The 15,957-nt window shown below is 63.9% G+C and carries 13 protein-coding genes; 7 read left to right on the forward strand and 6 right to left on the reverse strand.

The window, feature by feature from the left end; genetic code table 11:
- Positions 1 to 17 precede the first annotated feature (17 nt).
- From JG746_RS17675 to JG746_RS17690, 4 genes are all read left to right on the forward strand, one after another.
- Positions 18 to 755 carry a dienelactone hydrolase family protein gene (locus JG746_RS17675; RefSeq protein ID WP_202353975.1) on the forward strand — a complete coding sequence of 246 codons (738 nt, stop codon included), beginning with the start codon at positions 18 to 20 and terminating at the stop codon, positions 753 to 755.
- An 89-nt stretch (positions 756 to 844) separates the two neighbouring features.
- The gene (locus JG746_RS17680; protein WP_202353976.1) at positions 845 to 1,405 is read left to right on the forward strand and encodes an RNA polymerase sigma factor; all 561 of its coding nucleotides are present in this window, start codon (positions 845 to 847) and stop codon (positions 1,403 to 1,405) included.
- A 2-nt stretch (positions 1,406 to 1,407) separates the two neighbouring features.
- The gene (locus JG746_RS17685; RefSeq protein ID WP_202353977.1) at positions 1,408 to 3,570 is read left to right on the forward strand and encodes a YfbK domain-containing protein; all 2,163 of its coding nucleotides are present in this window, start codon (positions 1,408 to 1,410) and stop codon (positions 3,568 to 3,570) included.
- A 366-nt stretch (positions 3,571 to 3,936) separates the two neighbouring features.
- Positions 3,937 to 4,206: a hypothetical protein gene (locus JG746_RS17690; RefSeq protein WP_202353978.1), complete on the forward strand. Its 270-nt coding sequence runs from the start codon at positions 3,937 to 3,939 to the stop codon at positions 4,204 to 4,206.
- A gap of 15 nt (positions 4,207 to 4,221) precedes the next feature.
- On the opposite strand, the gene bmt is transcribed toward JG746_RS17690, so the two are convergent.
- Together bmt and JG746_RS17700 are read right to left on the reverse strand one after the other, a co-directional pair.
- Positions 4,222 to 5,244, reverse strand: a complete 1,023-nt coding sequence (gene bmt, locus JG746_RS17695) for a betaine--homocysteine S-methyltransferase (protein WP_056573454.1) — start codon at positions 5,242 to 5,244, stop codon at positions 4,222 to 4,224.
- Between the two features lie 105 nt (positions 5,245 to 5,349).
- Complete coding sequence (locus JG746_RS17700) at positions 5,350 to 6,207, reverse strand: helix-turn-helix domain-containing protein (protein ID WP_202353979.1); 858 nt, start codon at positions 6,205 to 6,207, stop codon at positions 5,350 to 5,352.
- A 230-nt stretch (positions 6,208 to 6,437) separates the two neighbouring features.
- Here JG746_RS17700 and JG746_RS17705 point away from each other — a divergent pair, with 230 nt between their 5' ends.
- Entirely contained in the window at positions 6,438 to 7,451 is a 1,014-nt protein-coding gene (locus JG746_RS17705) for a fatty acid desaturase (RefSeq protein WP_202353980.1), read from the forward strand.
- Positions 7,452 to 7,542: 91 nt separating this feature from the next.
- Complete coding sequence (locus tag JG746_RS17710) at positions 7,543 to 8,370, forward strand: phosphate/phosphite/phosphonate ABC transporter substrate-binding protein (protein ID WP_202353981.1); 828 nt, start codon at positions 7,543 to 7,545, stop codon at positions 8,368 to 8,370.
- Here the strand turns inward: JG746_RS17710 and JG746_RS17715 are convergent.
- The 4 genes from JG746_RS17715 to JG746_RS17730 all read right to left on the reverse strand — a co-directional run bounded on the left by JG746_RS17715 (position 8,335) and on the right by JG746_RS17730 (position 14,495).
- The gene (locus JG746_RS17715; RefSeq protein WP_202353982.1) at positions 8,335 to 9,690 is read right to left on the reverse strand and encodes a M24 family metallopeptidase; all 1,356 of its coding nucleotides are present in this window, start codon (positions 9,688 to 9,690) and stop codon (positions 8,335 to 8,337) included. The genes JG746_RS17710 and JG746_RS17715 overlap by 36 nt on opposite strands.
- A 9-nt stretch (positions 9,691 to 9,699) precedes the next feature.
- The gene (locus tag JG746_RS17720) at positions 9,700 to 12,270 is read right to left on the reverse strand and encodes a GcvT family protein (protein WP_202353983.1); all 2,571 of its coding nucleotides are present in this window, start codon (positions 12,268 to 12,270) and stop codon (positions 9,700 to 9,702) included.
- Complete coding sequence (locus tag JG746_RS17725) at positions 12,267 to 12,752, reverse strand: DUF559 domain-containing protein (RefSeq protein WP_202353984.1); 486 nt, start codon at positions 12,750 to 12,752, stop codon at positions 12,267 to 12,269. The genes JG746_RS17720 and JG746_RS17725 overlap by 4 nt, the downstream gene beginning before the upstream one ends.
- A 165-nt stretch (positions 12,753 to 12,917) precedes the next feature.
- Positions 12,918 to 14,495, reverse strand: a complete 1,578-nt coding sequence (locus tag JG746_RS17730; RefSeq protein ID WP_202353985.1) for a trimethylamine methyltransferase family protein — start codon at positions 14,493 to 14,495, stop codon at positions 12,918 to 12,920.
- A gap of 256 nt (positions 14,496 to 14,751) precedes the next feature.
- Between JG746_RS17730 and JG746_RS17735 the strand changes: the two genes are divergently transcribed.
- Complete coding sequence (locus tag JG746_RS17735; RefSeq protein ID WP_202353986.1) at positions 14,752 to 15,927, forward strand: MFS transporter; 1,176 nt, start codon at positions 14,752 to 14,754, stop codon at positions 15,925 to 15,927.
- Positions 15,928 to 15,957: the final 30 nt, after the last annotated feature.

A 15,957-nucleotide genomic window follows, 5' to 3' on the forward strand; every position in this document is an offset into this window, starting at 1 on the left:
AACCAACGGAGCAGCCAATGGCCAAGCAAGACCTCAGGATCAAGACCCGTGACGGCGTGGCGAAGGCGGGCCTGTTCCGCTCGGGCAAGACATCTCCGGCCAAGGCCGGCGTCGTTCTCTACCAGGACGCCTTCGGTCCGCGTCCGGCGCTGGACGGCATGGCCGAGCGGCTGGCGGGCGAGGGCTATGCGGTGCTGGTGCCTGACCTCTTCCATCGCAATGCGCCTTATGGTCCGTTCGATGCCAAGACGGCCTTTGTCGAGGAAAACACCAAGACGGCGCTGATGGCGCTGGTCACCGGTACGACGCAGGACATGACCATCAGCGACAGCGCCGCCTTTCTCGATGCCCTCGCCGGCGAAGGCGTTACGGGTCCCATCGGCACTGTCGGCTATTGCATGGGCGGCGCGCGGGCGCTCAACGCCGCCGCGGCCTACCCGGACAGGATCAGGGCCGCCGCCAGTTTCCACGGCGGCAATCTCGCCAGCGACGCCGCCGACAGCCCGCACCGCAAGGCGGCCTCCATCAAGGCACGCGTCTATGTCGGCATGGCCGGCGTCGACCGGAGTTTCCCGCCGGAACAATCGACGCGGCTGGCGGAAGCCCTGCGCAATGCCGAAGTCGACCACGCGATCGAGAACTATGTCGGCATGGCGCATGGCTGGTGCGTGCCGGACCACAGCGTCTACAACGAAGCCGGCGCCGAGCGGCATTGGCAAAGGCTGATCACGCTGTTTGCGGAAACGCTGGGGTAGCGCTTCAGCAGAAGGAAGAGGGCGCCTGCCAAAAAAATCTTTCCATCATCCCAAGGATTAGCCATTAGCCTTCGTCCAACAGGCAAATGATGGCGATGATGCTGGATGAGAGCGAAGCCTCCGACGCCGAACTGATCGGGCGGGCGAAGGGCGGAGACAGGGGGGCCTTCGGCAAATTGCTGGAGCGCCACTACGACTTCGTCTATCGCGCCGCCTATCGCTGGTGCGGCAAGAAGGCCGATGCCGAAGACATCGCCCAGGAAGTCTGCGTCCGGCTCGGCAAGGCGATCCGCGATTATCGTGGCGGCGCCGCCTTCACGACATGGCTCTATTCCGTGACGATGAACGCCGCGCGCGACATGATGCGCAAGTCTGCTCGCGACATGGTCAAGACCGAAGCCTATGGCGTCCATGCGCTGATTTCGGGCGAGGCCCCCGCCGAACCGGAGGATCCGGCCGAGGCGTTGTGGGCCGCCGTGCGGCAGCTTCCGGACAAGCAGCGCGATGCGGTGCTGCTGGTCTATGGCGAGGGCTTGAGCCACGCGGCAGCCGCCGAGGCCATGGCGATCTCGGAGACGACGGTTTCCTGGCACATCCATGAAGCGAAGAAACGGCTGAAGACGCTGATGCGTTCAGCCGGGGAAGTGTGACCATGGTCGACGACAACGAACTCAACAGGCTGCGCGATATCGCAGCACCGGCGCCGGGCGAGAGCGCGAAGGCGCGCGCCTTCGAAGCCGCCATGCGTGCCTACGACCAGGAAAATATTTCCGCCGTGACCCAAGGATCGGTCGGCGGCCTTCGTCTCACAGAGCGAGCACAAAAGCTCTGGAGCGAGATCATGCAAAAGAAACTCATCGCCACGCCGGCCATTGCCGGGCTCGTCGCCCTGCCGATCGCCGGATACGCCACCTTCCATATGCTGAGGGAACAGCCGTCCAAATTCGGCGGCGACGAAAAGATTACCGAGACGCTGGCCGACAAGCCGGCGACCCTGAAGCCGGCCGAGCCGAAGCAGGCTCCAACCGGGTTGGAGAAGGACAAGAAGGCCGACGCGGATGTGGAAAGCCGCGACGCGACCGACGCGCTTGTGGCGCCGGCCTCGCCACCGAAATCCGAATCGACCGCGGTTGGCGGCGCGGCACGGCAGAATGCACTGGGGCGTGGTGTGCCGGCTGATGCTCCGGCAACAATCAACGAAACCGAGGCGGGCACTTTGAAGGCTTACAAGCCGGCACCTGCACCAACAGGTGAATTCGCGTTGGATGGTAGCACCAGGACCGCGCCCTACGCGTCACGGGTCGCTCGCGTGCCGGGAGCCGACTCCAAATTGATGGCACCTCAGCCGACCATCGCGCCGGCGGATCAGGTCGCACCGCAGGAGGAGAACCGCAACCGCGTCCAGGATTTCAAGACCAATCCGGTGCATGCCGCGCTTGAGGATCCGGTCTCGACCTTCTCGATCGATGTCGACACCGCCTCCTATTCCTTCGTGCGCCGTTCGCTGAAGGAAGGCTCCGTGCCGCAGGCCGACACGGTGCGTGTCGAGGAGATGATCAATTACTTCCCCTATGACTGGAAGGGGCCGGACTCGGCGTCGACACCGTTCAACTCGACCGTCAGCGTCATGCCGACGCCATGGAACGAGCACACCAAGCTGATGCACGTCGCCATCAAGGGCTTCGACATCAAGTCGACCGAGCAGCCGAAGGCCAATCTGGTGTTCCTGATCGACGTCTCGGGCTCGATGGACGAGCCCGACAAGCTGCCGCTGCTCAAGTCGGCATTCCGGCTGCTGGTCAGCAAGCTCAGGGCTGACGACACGATCTCCATCGTCACCTATGCCGGCGAGGCCGGCACCGTGCTGATGCCGACCAGGGCGGCCGAAAAGGACAAGATCCTCAATGCCATCGACAATCTCACGCCCGGCGGCTCGACCGCCGGCGAGGCCGGCATCAAGGAAGCCTACAAACTTGCCCAGCAATCCTTCGTCAAGGACGGCGTCAACCGGGTGATGCTGGCGACCGATGGCGACTTCAATGTCGGCCAGAGCGATGACGACGATCTCAAGCGCCTGATCGAGCAGGAGCGCAAGAGCGGGGTCTTCCTGTCGGTGTTCGGTTTCGGCCACGACAATCTGAACGACCAGATGATGCAGACCATCGCCCAGAACGGCAACGGCACCGCCGCCTATATCGACACGCTGGCCGAGGCGGAAAAGGTGCTGGTCGAGGACGCCTCCTCGACGCTGTTCCCGATCGCCAAGGACGTGAAGATCCAGGTCGAGTTCAACCCGAACAAGGTCTCGGAATATCGCCTGATCGGCTACGAGACCAGGGCGCTCAACCGCGAGGACTTCAACAACGACCGCGTCGATGCCGGCGATATCGGCTCGGGCCATTCGGTCACCGCGATCTACGAGATCACGCCGAAAGGCAGCGGCGGCGAGCAGATCGATCCGCTGCGCTATGGCCAGGCCACGGTCAACAATGGCGGCGTCGCCAACGCGGACGAATATGCCTTCGTCAAGATCCGCTACAAGCTGCCCAACGAGGACGTTTCGAAGCTGATCACCACGCCGGTGACCTCGGCCAACGAGGTGGCGTCCTTCGACCAGGCCAGCACCGACCAGCGCTTCTCCGTCGCGGTCGCGGCGTTCGGCCAGAAGCTGCGCGACGAGGATGCCACCGCGAAGTTCGGCTACGACAAGATCATGGAGATTGCCACTGCCGCCCGAGGAGCCGACCCGTTTGGGTACAGGTCAGAGTTCCTCTCACTCGTGCGCCTTGCCTCGGCGCTGGGCGATAACCGGTAGTGGCGATGACGGCCGGTTTCCTTCAGATGGGATCGTTCTGATACGAGGAAACCGGCCCACGGGCGGGTGAGGCAGGCCGGCGAGGGGTCATTCCCTTGCCGGCCTTTTTTCGGATCCGTCGATATTCAAGTCAGGCCGGCCTGCAAACGATGGTTTCCTGCGCTTCCGGTGCTCACGTACCCAAAAGTACGCTCCGCTCCGGTTCTCGGAACCCATCGTTTTCGACTCGGCCTGACCTGAATCTCAACAGATCCTGGGGCATGGCGCTTTCCGGCATGATCGTTAAACTTCGCGGTATTTCCGGTACCGGATCGCAATGTCCTCTTGTTACACCGGCCATGTTTACAGGGCTTGAGGGAGCCGGAATTGCAGATCAGAACTATCGCCAACTCGCCGCCGCCGGTGCGAGACGCTTCGACGGTTTCTTCAGCCCCGTCGGCCGAATCCAGACGTATCAGTGACGATGTCGCGCAGGCGCGTCACACCGCCATGTCGGCGCTGACCAATGACCGGTTCCGCGCCATGCTGGAACAGATCACCGATCCGGCTGCGTCCGGTGCGCTGATGACGATGCGCGGCGACAATGTGGTCGACTTCAAGTCGGCGCAGTCGAGCTACGCCGACAACAGCGAATAAGCTGAGACTATCGCTTCATGCCCGGCTGCGGCGACGCTCGCGGCGGGCTTCGCTGGTTTCGGCGGTGTTTTCCGTCGCCACCTTGTTGCGCATCGGACCGATGCGCTCGACGATCGTCTCGACCGTCGGACGGCTGGCCTTGGTGTGGGCATCGAGCGCCTTGCGCATGGCGGCGAGGTGCTGGAACGACGTGCCGCAGCAGCCGCCGACGATCTTGGCGCCGGCATCGACAGCGAGGCGCACATAGTCGGCCATCAGTTCCGGCGTGCCGGAATAATGGATCTCGGTGCCGCGGAATTCGGGGATGCCGCAATTGCCCTTGACGATCACCGTCGCCTGCGGCTTCGCCTCGGTCATGTCGAGCAGCGATGCGAGGATATCGGAGGCGCCGACGCCGCAATTGGCGCCAACGCCGAGCGGTGCCTGCGACAGCCCGTCGGCGACGCCATGGATGTCTTTCGGCAGCAGGCCCATCATGGTGCGGCCGGCGGTGTCGAAGGAGCCGGTATAGGTGTAGGGGAGGCCGACGCGGATCGCCGCTTCGGCGGCAGCGCGGATCTCGTCGGGCGCCGACATGGTCTCGATCCAGGCGACTTCGGCGCCGCCTTCCTTCAAACCTTCGATCTGCTCGGCGAAGGCGTCGACCGCCTCGTCATAGGTCATGGCGCCAAGCGGCACCAGCAATTCGCCGGTCGGGCCGACGGAGCCGGCAACGATCACCTTGCGGCCGGCCTTGTCGGCAACGGCCCGAGCAATCTCGGCGGCGCGCTTGTTCAGCGCGTGGACGCGGTCCTGCGCATGGTGGAGCTTCAGCCGGTGACGGGTGCCGCCGAAGGAGTTGGTCAGGATGATATCGGCGCCGGCATCGACGAAATTCTGGTGCAGGCTGGTGATGGTGTCGGGCGCCGTCTCGTTCAGCAGCTCCGGCGCCTCGCCGGCCTCCAGACCCATCGCGAACAGATTGGTGCCGGTGGCGCCATCGGCCAGCAGCACACCCTTTTCAGCCAGCAGGGCATCGATCGGATTGGTCGTCGTCATCGGATTGGCTTTCGTGTTTCGAATTCAAATAAGGATATAAAGAAGTCTTTATGTCTAGTCAATGATTTGCAGCGGCGATCTGCTGATAACCGCGATTGCCGCCGATCAGGCAGAGCCTGACGGGAACGACATGCCGGCCAGATTTCGGGCGAAGGCGGCGGCCTCGTGCGGGTTGACGTCGGCGGCGCGGATCAGATTGTCGAAATGCTGGGTCAGCGCCTGGACCGGCTGGGTGGCATTCAGCACGACATACATGTCGCCGACATAGATGGCGGCGCGGTAGGGGCCGAAGATGGTGAGCGGGATCGAATAGCGCATGCGGCCGTCATAGAGGAACAGCCGGAAGGTCGGATAGAGATCGTCGAGCAGTGTCGCCATATGGGCGAGCTGCTGCTTGCGGTCGGCCTCGGGAAAGCGGTCCCACACGCCAAGGCCGCGCGCAAAGATCTCCAGCGTGTGGCGCGGCATGCAGACTTCCATGTCGGTTTCCGGGCGCCGGTTGTATTCGATGCGGTACTGCGTCTCGCTGGCCTGCGCCAGGCGGCTCCTGTTGGTGATGTTGGCCTCGTAGTCGACCAGCGCGCGGGTCCGCAGCAGGTCGGGAATGCCGGCCGGCACGTAGCGGATCTTGGTGCCTGCTGCCTCCGCGAACCATTTGGCGAGCAGCGTGCGGTCGAAACCGTCGGGTGCTTCCTCGATCTCCAGGCTTTCGCGGATTTCGCCGGTGACGCCTTCGTCCTGGCTGAGGCCGAGCAGCCAGTCCAGCGACACCTTGAATTCGGCGGCGATGTTGAGCAGCGTTTCGGCACGCGGCAGGCGCGTCGAGGCGCCCGACATCAGCTGCGACAGCGCCGAGCGGTCGATGCCGACTGCTGACGCGAATGCCGACTGATTGAGGTCGGAGCGTGTCAGGAGCAGCTTCAGACGCTCCCGGAAGATTGCTGACAGGTCGCGTTTGTCCATCGCCCGGTTCTCCGCATCTTGAGGAAAAATTTGCGCCGAACCGGCCGGGTAGGGCGTCTCGGGCGTAAATGAATCCCTAAGGCTGTTTACAATGTGTAACATGTGCGGTCAGAAATGCGCAATCGCAACATTTTGTATACTTTGTCGCGTTGAGTGGAATCGTTTCTCCTGACACTATGCTGTCAGGAACCACTGGGGGTTCCGGCGACTGAGGGGCAGTGGTCGATAGCATGACAGGCAAGAGCATCAAGCGACGCAACGCAGCACCGGCCATCGAGTGGCCGACCGTGGTTCTCGCTTTCTTCTGCTACGGAACATGGCTCGCCACCGGTTTCCTGCTCTGGCCTTCCTATCCCATCGTGGCTCTCGCTCTCCTCGGCTTTGTCCTGGCCTTGCAGTCGTCGATCATGCACGAAGTGCTGCATGGCCATCCGACGCGCAGCGCGTTGATCAACGAGGCCTTCGTCTTCCTGCCGATTGGTCTCGTCTGGCCGTTCCGCCGCTTCAAGACGCTGCATCTGCGCCACCATGCCGACGAGCGGCTGACCGATCCGCTCGACGATCCGGAAAGCTACTATAAGGCGCTGTGGCATCATGACGATTTGCCGCCGACGATGAAGTTCCTGCTCAAGATCAACAACACCATGGCCGGTCGTTTCTTCCTCGGCCCCTGGCTGTCCTGCGTCGGTTTCTTCATCGACGATTTCAAGCAGATCATGGCCGGCGACAAGGCGATCCGCAAAGCCTGGCTGCTGCATGCGATCGGCCTCGCCATCGTGGCGCCGATCGTGCAGTTCGGCTTCGGCATTCCGCTGTGGCTCTACATTATGGCGCCGGTCTGGCTCGGCCAGTCGCTGATCGCGATCCGCACCTTTGCCGAGCATCAGTGGTCCGAACATCCGGAAGGCCGTACGGTGATCATCGAGCGCTCGCCGCTGTCGTTCCTGTTCCTCAACAACAATCTGCACTTCGTCCATCACAAGACGCCGACCGTGGCCTGGTACAGGCTGCCGAAACTGTTTCGCGAGCGTCGTGACGAATGGCTGCGGATGAACAATGGCTACGCCTATCCGAACTACTTCGCGCTGATCAAAGCCTATGCCTTCAAGGCGAAGGAGCCGATCGTACACCCGGTGCTGCGGCGCGCGCCCGAGCACGGCCGGGCGTTCAAGCCACGGATCCGGGCGCGCAACATCAATGGGCTCGGCACCGCGCCGGTGCCGGCCGAGCCACCCAAGGAATAATTTGGGTATCCCTCGGTTCCGTGTCGGCCAATTCTGATTGGACGCCGCGTTTTTGCGATCCTTTCTCCAGACGTGATGATTTGATATCGGCATGAGTGAACTGATTGCGGCCCTGCCGATGTATGACTGGCCCGAAGTGCGCGGCGAGGTCGACGCGCAATGGGCAGGCTTGCGGGACGCCTTCCGGCAAAAGGGAATCGACGCGCCGCAGACCATCGTGCGCCGCAATGGCGACCTGCCGCCGGTGCCGGGCGGTATTCACGATGCCGAGGGAGCCTTGATCGCTCCGGACCCGGCGACATTGCCGCCGGACGAACTCGACTATCACAAGCTCTGGCTGCATCCGGAGCTGCTGTTCGCGCAGACCTGCTGGGGGCCGATGGAACTCGGCCTGTCCAGCCATGTGCAAGTGGTCGGCCAACCAAGCTATGACGCCTATGAAGGCGGGCAGGGCGAGCTTTATTCAAGCGCGCTGGTGATGCGGACGGGCGAGGGGCCGGAGGTTCGCTCGCCCGCCGACGGCAAGGCCTTGCTGCCGCTCGACCTGATGCGGGGTAAGCGCTTCACCTTCAACAGCCTGGATTCGATGTCGGGCACCATCGGGCTGACGCGCGATCTGCAGGCGGCCGGCGAGAGCCTCGATATCTTTTCCTCGCGCAGCGAAAGCGGTGGCCATCGCGGCTCGATCGTTGCCGTCGCCGAGGGAAGGGCTGACATAGCCGCAATCGATTGCGAGAGCTGGGCGCTGGCGCAGCGTTTCGAGTCGGCGGCGCGCAAGGTGGCGATCGTCGGCTGGACGGCACGGCGCAAGGGCCTGCCGTTCATCACCGCAAGGACGACGCCGGAAAAGAGCGTCCGGGCCATGCGCGAAGCCCTTGCCGGGTTAGCCGAGCAGCCTCGTGTCCAACGGGTAGGTTGAAAGCTGCTGGTTGCCGGTCTCGGTGATCAGGATCTGCTCCTCGATCTTGACGCCCTCGCGCCCGCCAAGCCTGCCGATATAGCTTTCCACGCACGCCACCATCCCTGCTTCGAGCACGCCGTCGGGCGTGTCCGGCGTCCAGTCGCTGGCATGCGGCAGGGTCGGGTATTCGTCGGCCAGCCCGACGCCGTGGTAGAGCACGCCGTAGCGTGTCGGGAAGCAATCTCCCGGCGGCACCACCGAGCGTTCGACGAGCTCACGGAACGAGATGCCTGGCTGCATCAATTGCGTGTTGTGTTCGATCTGGTCGGCGGCGATGCGGAACAGGTCACGCTGCTCATTGGTCGGCTTGGCGTCGCCGCACAGCCAGGTGCGCGACAGGTCGGCGCAGAAGCCGTAGGGGCCGATCAGGTCGGTGTCGAAGGCGACGAGGTCGCCGGCCTCGATCACGCGCGACGAGCATTCCTGGAACCACGGATTGGTGCGCGGGCCTGACGCCAGCAGCCGCGTTTCGATCCATTCGCCGCCGCGCGCAATGTTGCCGCGATGCAGTTCGGCCCAGAGTTCGTTTTCGGAGATGCCCGGCTTCAGCGCCTGTTCCATCTCGCCCATCGCCGCCTCGCAAGCGACGATGGCGCGGCGCATGGCGAGGATCTCGTCCGGCGATTTGATCAGCCGCGCATTCTCCATCACCGCTTCGCCATTGCCGATGGAGATGCCGAGGCGCGCCAGTTCCTCGACGCCTTCCGGATTGAGGTGGTCGACGGCGATACGGCTGTTGCCGCCGCCATGCTCCCTCACCAGATCGGCAATGCCGGCGGCCCAGCGGCGGACCTTTTGGTCCGTGAGTTCGCCGCCATAGAGGTACATCCAGGAGACCGCCGGGCGCACCTCGTCGACGACGCCGGAATGGTCGGACAGGTGCTCGCAGGAGAAATAATCGAACAGCACCACCGGGCCTTCGGTGGCGACGAAGCAATGCCGCGTCGGGTTGTGCGCCACCCACAGCTGCATGTTGGTCGAGTCGGTGGCGTAGCGGATGTTGACGGGGTCGTAGAGCAGGGCGCCGGCATAGCCGCGCCGCTTCAGCTCCGCGCGGATGCGCTCCAGCCGGTATTTGCGCATCGCCGGAAGATCGGGGGCGGCAATGCCTGCCGCCGCCCATTCCGCTTCAGCCTGAACGCCATAGCCCAGCACATGCTGGTTGAGCGACGCCGCCTTCTGGCGGGAGCCTTCGCGCAATTCCTCGATCGAGCCGAGCTCGAAAGGCATGATCTTGCGATGGCGGCCGAAACTGCCCTTTGGCGCCGCGCTGTCCATGGCTAAGCCTCAGGTCCGCATCTTCTCGCCGCTCGGGTCGAAAGGCGCCTCGACATTGATGCGGGCCGGACGCCGGTGGCCGAGGATCTCGATCTCGAACAGGCCGGCGCTTTCGTCCTCGGCCAATGCCGCCGGCACGTAGCCCTGCGCCATCGACTTCTGGACATAGTGGGCATAGCCGCCCGACGTCACCCAACCGACCACGCGCCAGTCGCCATCGACGATGCCGCGCACGGCGGACGCGCCTTCGGCGGCCTTGGAGCCACGCACTTCCGCGCCCTTGTCATCGAAGCGCGGCGCGCCATAGCCATGCGGCTTTTCCACCGTGCCGTAGTCCTTGCTGACCTTGGCCCAGATCGGCTCGTCGCCCATCACGTCGGCATCGGCGGCGTCGACGATGAAGGAGACGCGACGCAGTTTCGGCCCTTCCGCCTGTTCCTTGGCGGCAGCCTCGCGGCCGATGAAGTCGTTCTTCTCGAGCTTGATGAAGCGGTCCATCGAGCCTTCGAAAGGCCCGTAGATCGGCCGCAACTCGCGGAACCAGGTCGGGAAGTTCTTTTCCAGGCGCATCGACAGCAAAGCGCGCATGCCGAAATCGACCAGGCCGAACTCCTCGCCGGCGTCCTTGATCGCCTTGTAGACCAGGCGCTGATAGGCCGGCGCCATCCAGATCTCGTAGCCTAGATCGCCGGTATAGGTGATGCGGTTGACCATGCAGGGCGCGCCGCCGACCGCCATTTCGCGGAAATCCATGAAGCGGAAGGCTTTGGTCGAGATGTCGACATCGACCAGCTTCTGCAAGAGGTCTCGCGATTTCGGTCCGGCGATGGACAGGCCGACCAGCGTCTGGTCGAAGCGGTGGATGCGCACCGAACCGTCCTTCGGCAGATGCTTCTCGAACCAGCGCATATGGTATTTCTGCGCGGCTGAAGAGCCCCAGATCATGAAGCGGTCTTCGCCAGCCTTGGCGATGGTGAAGTCGCCGATCAGCTTGCCGAATTCGTTGATCATCGGGGTCAGCACGATGCGCCCGGTCTTCGGCATGCGGTTGGTCATCAGCCGGTTGAGGAACTCTTCCGCGCCCGGTCCCGACACTTCGTACTTGGCGAAGTTGGCGATCTCGGTGACGCCGACGCGCTCGCGCGTGGCGCGCACTTCCTCGCCGATCGGTCCGAAATCGTTGGAGCGATGGAAGGAGACGATGTCCTTGGGTTCTTTGCCCTTCGGTGCGAACCACAGCGGGGTTTCCAGACCCCAGCTATCGCCCATGACGGCGTTGTTGGCGAGCATCGTGTCGTAGAGTGGCGTCGTCTGCGCCGGGCGCGCGGCCGGCAGTTCCTCATTGGGGAAGCGGATGGAGAAGCGGCGCGAATAATTTTCGCGGACTTTGGCGTTGGTGTAGCGCAGGCCGGCCCATTCGCCGAAGCGGGCGACATCCATGCCCCAGACGTCGAAACCGGGATCGCCATGCACCATCCAGTTGGACAGCGCCAGGCCAACGCCGCCACCCTGGCTGAAGCCGGCCATGACGGCGCAGGCGCACCAGAAATTGGTCAGGCCCTGCACCGGACCGACCAGCGGATTGCCGTCGAGCGCGAAGGTGAAGGGGCCGTTGATGATCTGCTTGATGCCGGCCTTCTCGATGCCGGGGAAATGCTTGAAGCCGATTTCCAGCGACGGCGCGATGCGGTCGAGATCCGGCGGCAGAAGTTCATGGCCGAAATCCCAGGGCGTATTGACCGGCGACCATGGCTTGCAGGCCTTTTCATAGGTGCCGAGCAGGATGCCGTTGCGTTCCTGGCGGGTGTAGATCTCGCCCTTGAAGTCGAGCACGCCGATCATTTCGCGGCCGGTCGACTTGTTGAACTCCTCGACCTCCGGCATCGGCTCGGTGAGGAGATACATGTGCTCCATGGCCAGCACCGGCAGCTCGACGCCGACCATGCGGCCGATCTCGCGCGCCCACAGGCCGCCGCAATTGACGACGTGCTCGGCGTGGACCGTGCCCTGCTCGGTGACGACGTTCCAGGTGCCGTCCGGCTGTTGCGTCAGATCAACGACGCGGTTGCGCAGCACGATCTCGGCGCCGAGCTTCTTGGCCGCCTTGGAGTAGGCGATGGTGGTGCCGGATGGGTCGAGATGGCCTTCGACCGGATCCCACATGGCGCCGACGAAGTTCTTCTCGTCCATCAGCGGGAACATCGCCTTGGCTTCGGACGGCGTGATCAGCTCGGTGTCCATGCCGAGATAGCGGCCCTTGGCGTGGGCAAGGCGCAGGAAGTCCATGCGTTCGGGGGTATCGGCCATCATCACGCCGCCGGTCAGGTGCAGCGAGCAGGACTGGCCCGAGATTTCCTCGATCTCCTTGTAGAGCTGCACGGTGTAGGCCTGCAGCTTGGCAACGTTGGGGTCGCCGTTCAGCGTATGGAAGCCGCCCGCCGCATGCCAGGACGAGCCGGAGGTCAGTTCCGAGCGTTCGATCAGCATGATGTCGGTCCAGCCGGCCTTGGCCAGGTGATAGAGCACCGAGCAGCCGACGACGCCGCCGCCGATGACAACCGCTTTTACATGGGATTTCATGAAGATAGGTCCGTTTTTAGAGAAATTGAATCGGCTGAGTGCGGCGTGAAGACAAAGCGGAGATCGGAGGCGACCGTGTCTTCAGCCAACCTGCCGTCAAGGGCGGCAAGAATGGTTTCACAGACGGCAGTACGATTTTTCAGAACTTCATGGTTCCAAAGACGCAGGATCGAATAGCCTTGAGCGCGCATGAAATCGTCGCGGCGGCGGTCATAGGAACTGTCGGCGTGTTGGTGTCCATCGATTTCGACGATGAGCCATTTTTCGCGGCAGGCGAAGTCAGCAAAAAACGGGCCGATGGAGAACTGACGTGTGAAGCGATAGCCGCCGAGCCTGCGTCCCTTCAGTTCAAGCCAAAGCAATGCCTCTGCTTGATTGCCCGCTTGCCGAAGGTTGCGCGCTCGCTCAGTTGTGCCTGTTTTGCGGCGACTGCGCGTTTCATGAACGCCTTCCCCCACTCCGTCGCCGCTTCGCGGCGCCACCTCTCCCCCCTCCGGAGGGAGAGGAAGGGAGCCAGCCGTTGCACGCTCGCGCCTTTCCTCTCCCCCGTCGATCGGGGGAGAGGTGTCGAGCGCAGCTCGACGGAGTGGGGGTCGACTGTTCATCAAATCCATTCGAAGGATCAGTTCATCAACAATACAAAACGATCAAAAATCGGTCGGCGCGCCGCCTTCGGCCGTGCGCTTCTGGACGAAATCGTTGAGCTCCTCGCGGATCGCCGGGTCCATGTAGGGCTCGTCATAGGACGCCAGCCGTTCCTTCCACACCTTGTTGGCCTTTTCCAGCGCCGTCGGCGAGCCGGCTTCCGCCCAGGTCTCGAAATTGCGCCAGTCGGACAGGATCGGCGAGTAGAAGGCGGTCTTGTAGCGGTCCTGCGTGTGCTGGGTGCCGAAGAAGTGGCCGCCGGGGCCGACCGACTGGATGGCGTCGAAACCGAGCGCCTCTTCGGACAGGTCGAGCGGGGTGAGGAATTCGGCCACCATCTGCAACAGGTCGATGTCGAGAATGGTCTTCTCGTAGGAGCAGCGCAGGCCGCCCTCGAGCCAGCCGGCGCCGTGCATCATCAGATTGCCGCCGCCCTGGATGGCGCCCCACAGCGAGAATACGCTCTCATAGGCCGCCTGCGCATCGACGGTGTTGGCGGCGCAGGTGTTGGAGGTGCGGTAGGGGATGTTGTAGCGGCGGGCAAGCTGGCCGCCGACGAGCTGCGCCTTCATATATTCGGGCGTGCCGAAGGCCGGTGAGCCGGACTTCATGTCGACATTGGAGGTGAAGCCGCCATAGCCGACCGGCGCGCCCTTGCGCACCATCTGGGCGAAGGCGATGCCGGACAGCGCCTCGGCATTCTGCTGCACCAGCGCGCCGGCGATGGTGACCGGCGCCATGGCGCCCGACAAGGTGAAGGGCGTGACGACGACGACCTGGCCCTTGCTCGACATCTGGATGATGCCTTCCATCATCGGCACGTCGAGCTTGAGCGGCGAATTGGTGTTGATGATTGTGAAGACGGACGGCTCCTCGAGCAGTTGCTCGTGGCTGATGCCGCGCGCGATGCGGGCGATCTCGATGCCGTCGACATTGCGCTCCTTGCCGAGCGAATAGATGTGGAACACCTTGTCGGTCAGCGTGGCGAGGTCGCGGATGCATTCGAGGTGGCGGACCGACGGATGGATGTCGGTCGGCTCGACCGGATAGCCACCCGTGCAGTTCAGGATGTTGTGCATCTGCGCCAGGCGCAGGAAGTTGCGGTAGTCAGCCTGGTTGCCGGGTCGGCGGCCGCGATCGATGTCGGAGCAGTTCGGCGCTGACGCCATCATCGACAGGATCACATTGTTGCCGCCGAAGCGGACATTGTGTGCAGGGTTGCGGGCATGCAGCGTGAATTCCGACGGGCAGTTCGAGATCAAATCGAGGATCATGTCGCTGTCGAAGCGCACCCGCTCCGAACCTTCGCGGACATCGGCGCCATGCGCCTTCATGATGCGGCGGGCCTCGTCGTGCAGAACGTCGACGCCGATTTCCCTGAGCACACGCAAGGAAGCGAGGTGGATCGATTCCAGCTCGTCGTCCGACACCAGCCTGGTCGGCGTCAGCGGATTCTTCAACTGGCGGAAAGCTGGCTGCTCGAAAGCCGCCGAGCCTCCGGCGCGTTTTCCGGCGCGGCCGCCACGGCGGGCACGGTCGGGCGCCAAAGCCGGTTCTAGGGGGTGTAAGGCGGCGGTCATGATGGTCCTCGTACGATGCGAACAGCGGGCGGCATAATGGACCGGCGGCCAGCCGGCCATTGCGGAGGCGGCGACCACTAGGGCGAGGGAAGCGACATGCCGGAACGGCAGACGCGTGGCCGCGACATCACCTGATCACCGTGGTGTTGGCGCAAGCGGATTTCGCTTGCCGGCCCTTTCTTTCCCGGGATTGAACCCGTAGCTAGTGACGCTTGCCGGCGGGAAGGTCAGCCGGCACCTCACCTGGAATGACGCAATGGTGGCAACCGGCTCGAGCGAAGGCGAAGCGGGAACGCAGTGGGCAGCGCTCGCCGGCGTCACCGCGGCACTTGCCATGTTCGGCGCCGCGCAAGGGCTGAGCTCGCCGCTGTTCACGCTGCTGATGCAGAAGCAGGGCATGTCGCCCGGGCTGATCGGCCTGTCGGCGGCGATGATGCCGCTCGGGCTGATCCTGTCGGCCTCGTTCGTGCCGGCGGCGGTGCGGCTGGTCGGCGCGCGCAACCTGGCGGTCGGATGCTCGCTGATCGGTGCGCTGTGCTTTCTGGCGATCGGCTATCTGCAGAACTGGGTGGCCTGGTACGTCATCCGCTTCGTCATCGGCGTCGTCATCAACCCGCTCTATATCCTCGGCGAGGTCTGGGCGCTGTCGTTGGCGCCGCCTTCGCGGCGGGGCCGGGTGATGGGCGTGTTTAACACGCTGATGGGTGCCGGCTATGCGGCCGGACCCTTCACCTTAACCTTCGTCGGCACGTCGGGCTGGGCGCCCTTCAGCGTCGGCATCGGCGGCTTCGTGCTTTGCGCGGTCATTCTGCGCCTTGTCTCCTCGAAGCTTGCGGGGTTCGAGGATGACGGCCAGCCCGCCGGCAGTTTTGTCGGCTTTGCCCGGCTGGCGCCGGCGCTGTTGCTGGCCGTGCTGGTCTCGGCCGCCGTCCAGCAAAGCACCTATGCGCTGGTCCCGGTCTTCGGCGCCGGCTATGGCCTGCCGGAAGCCGTGCTCGCCGCACTGGTGATGGCGCTGTCGCTGGGCAACATCCTGCTGCAGATTCCGCTTGGCCTGCTGGCGGAGCGCTTCGGCGGCCGCCCGATGATCGTGGCCTGCGCGGTCGCGACAATGGTTTGCGCGGCGCTGCTGCCGCTGCTGATCACCACGCCGCTGATATGGGGCGTGCTGCTGGTGATGGGCGCGGTCGGCTACGGCGTCTATACGATGGCGCTGGTCGAACTCGGCAGCCGCTTCAAAGGCACGCTGCTCGTCACCGGCAACGCGGCCTTCGCCTTGCTGTGGGGCGTTGGCGGCATTGTCGGCCCGCCAGGCGCCGGCCTATTGATGCAAGGCATCGGCCCGCTGGGCCTGCCCGTGGTGATCGCCGGTCTCGACGCGGTGTTAATCGTCTTCGCTCTGTACCGCTCTTCGCAACGCCGGGCTTCCTGACATGGATATGGCTGGAGCAAGCGCTTTTCG

This window comes from Mesorhizobium sp. 113-3-3, from assembly GCF_016756495.1.
Lineage (GTDB): Bacteria > Pseudomonadota > Alphaproteobacteria > Rhizobiales > Rhizobiaceae > Mesorhizobium.

Coding starts and splice junctions, on each gene's coding strand:
- JG746_RS17675 (WP_202353975.1), top strand. CDS start 18: ATGGCCAAGCAAGACCTCAGGATCAAGACCCGTGACGGCGTGGCGAAG.
- JG746_RS17685 (WP_202353977.1), top strand. CDS start 1,408: ATGGTCGACGACAACGAACTCAACAGGCTGCGCGATATCGCAGCACCG.
- JG746_RS17715 (WP_202353982.1), bottom strand. CDS start 9,690: ATGGACAGCGCGGCGCCAAAGGGCAGTTTCGGCCGCCATCGCAAGATC.
- JG746_RS17710 (WP_202353981.1), top strand. CDS start 7,543: ATGAGTGAACTGATTGCGGCCCTGCCGATGTATGACTGGCCCGAAGTG.
- bmt (WP_056573454.1), bottom strand. CDS start 5,244: ATGACGACGACCAATCCGATCGATGCCCTGCTGGCTGAAAAGGGTGTG.
- JG746_RS17700 (WP_202353979.1), bottom strand. CDS start 6,207: ATGGACAAACGCGACCTGTCAGCAATCTTCCGGGAGCGTCTGAAGCTG.
- JG746_RS17705 (WP_202353980.1), top strand. CDS start 6,438: ATGACAGGCAAGAGCATCAAGCGACGCAACGCAGCACCGGCCATCGAG.
- JG746_RS17735 (WP_202353986.1), top strand. CDS start 14,752: ATGGTGGCAACCGGCTCGAGCGAAGGCGAAGCGGGAACGCAGTGGGCA.
- JG746_RS17720 (WP_202353983.1), bottom strand. CDS start 12,270: ATGAAATCCCATGTAAAAGCGGTTGTCATCGGCGGCGGCGTCGTCGGC.
- JG746_RS17680 (WP_202353976.1), top strand. CDS start 845: ATGGCGATGATGCTGGATGAGAGCGAAGCCTCCGACGCCGAACTGATC.
- JG746_RS17730 (WP_202353985.1), bottom strand. CDS start 14,495: ATGACCGCCGCCTTACACCCCCTAGAACCGGCTTTGGCGCCCGACCGT.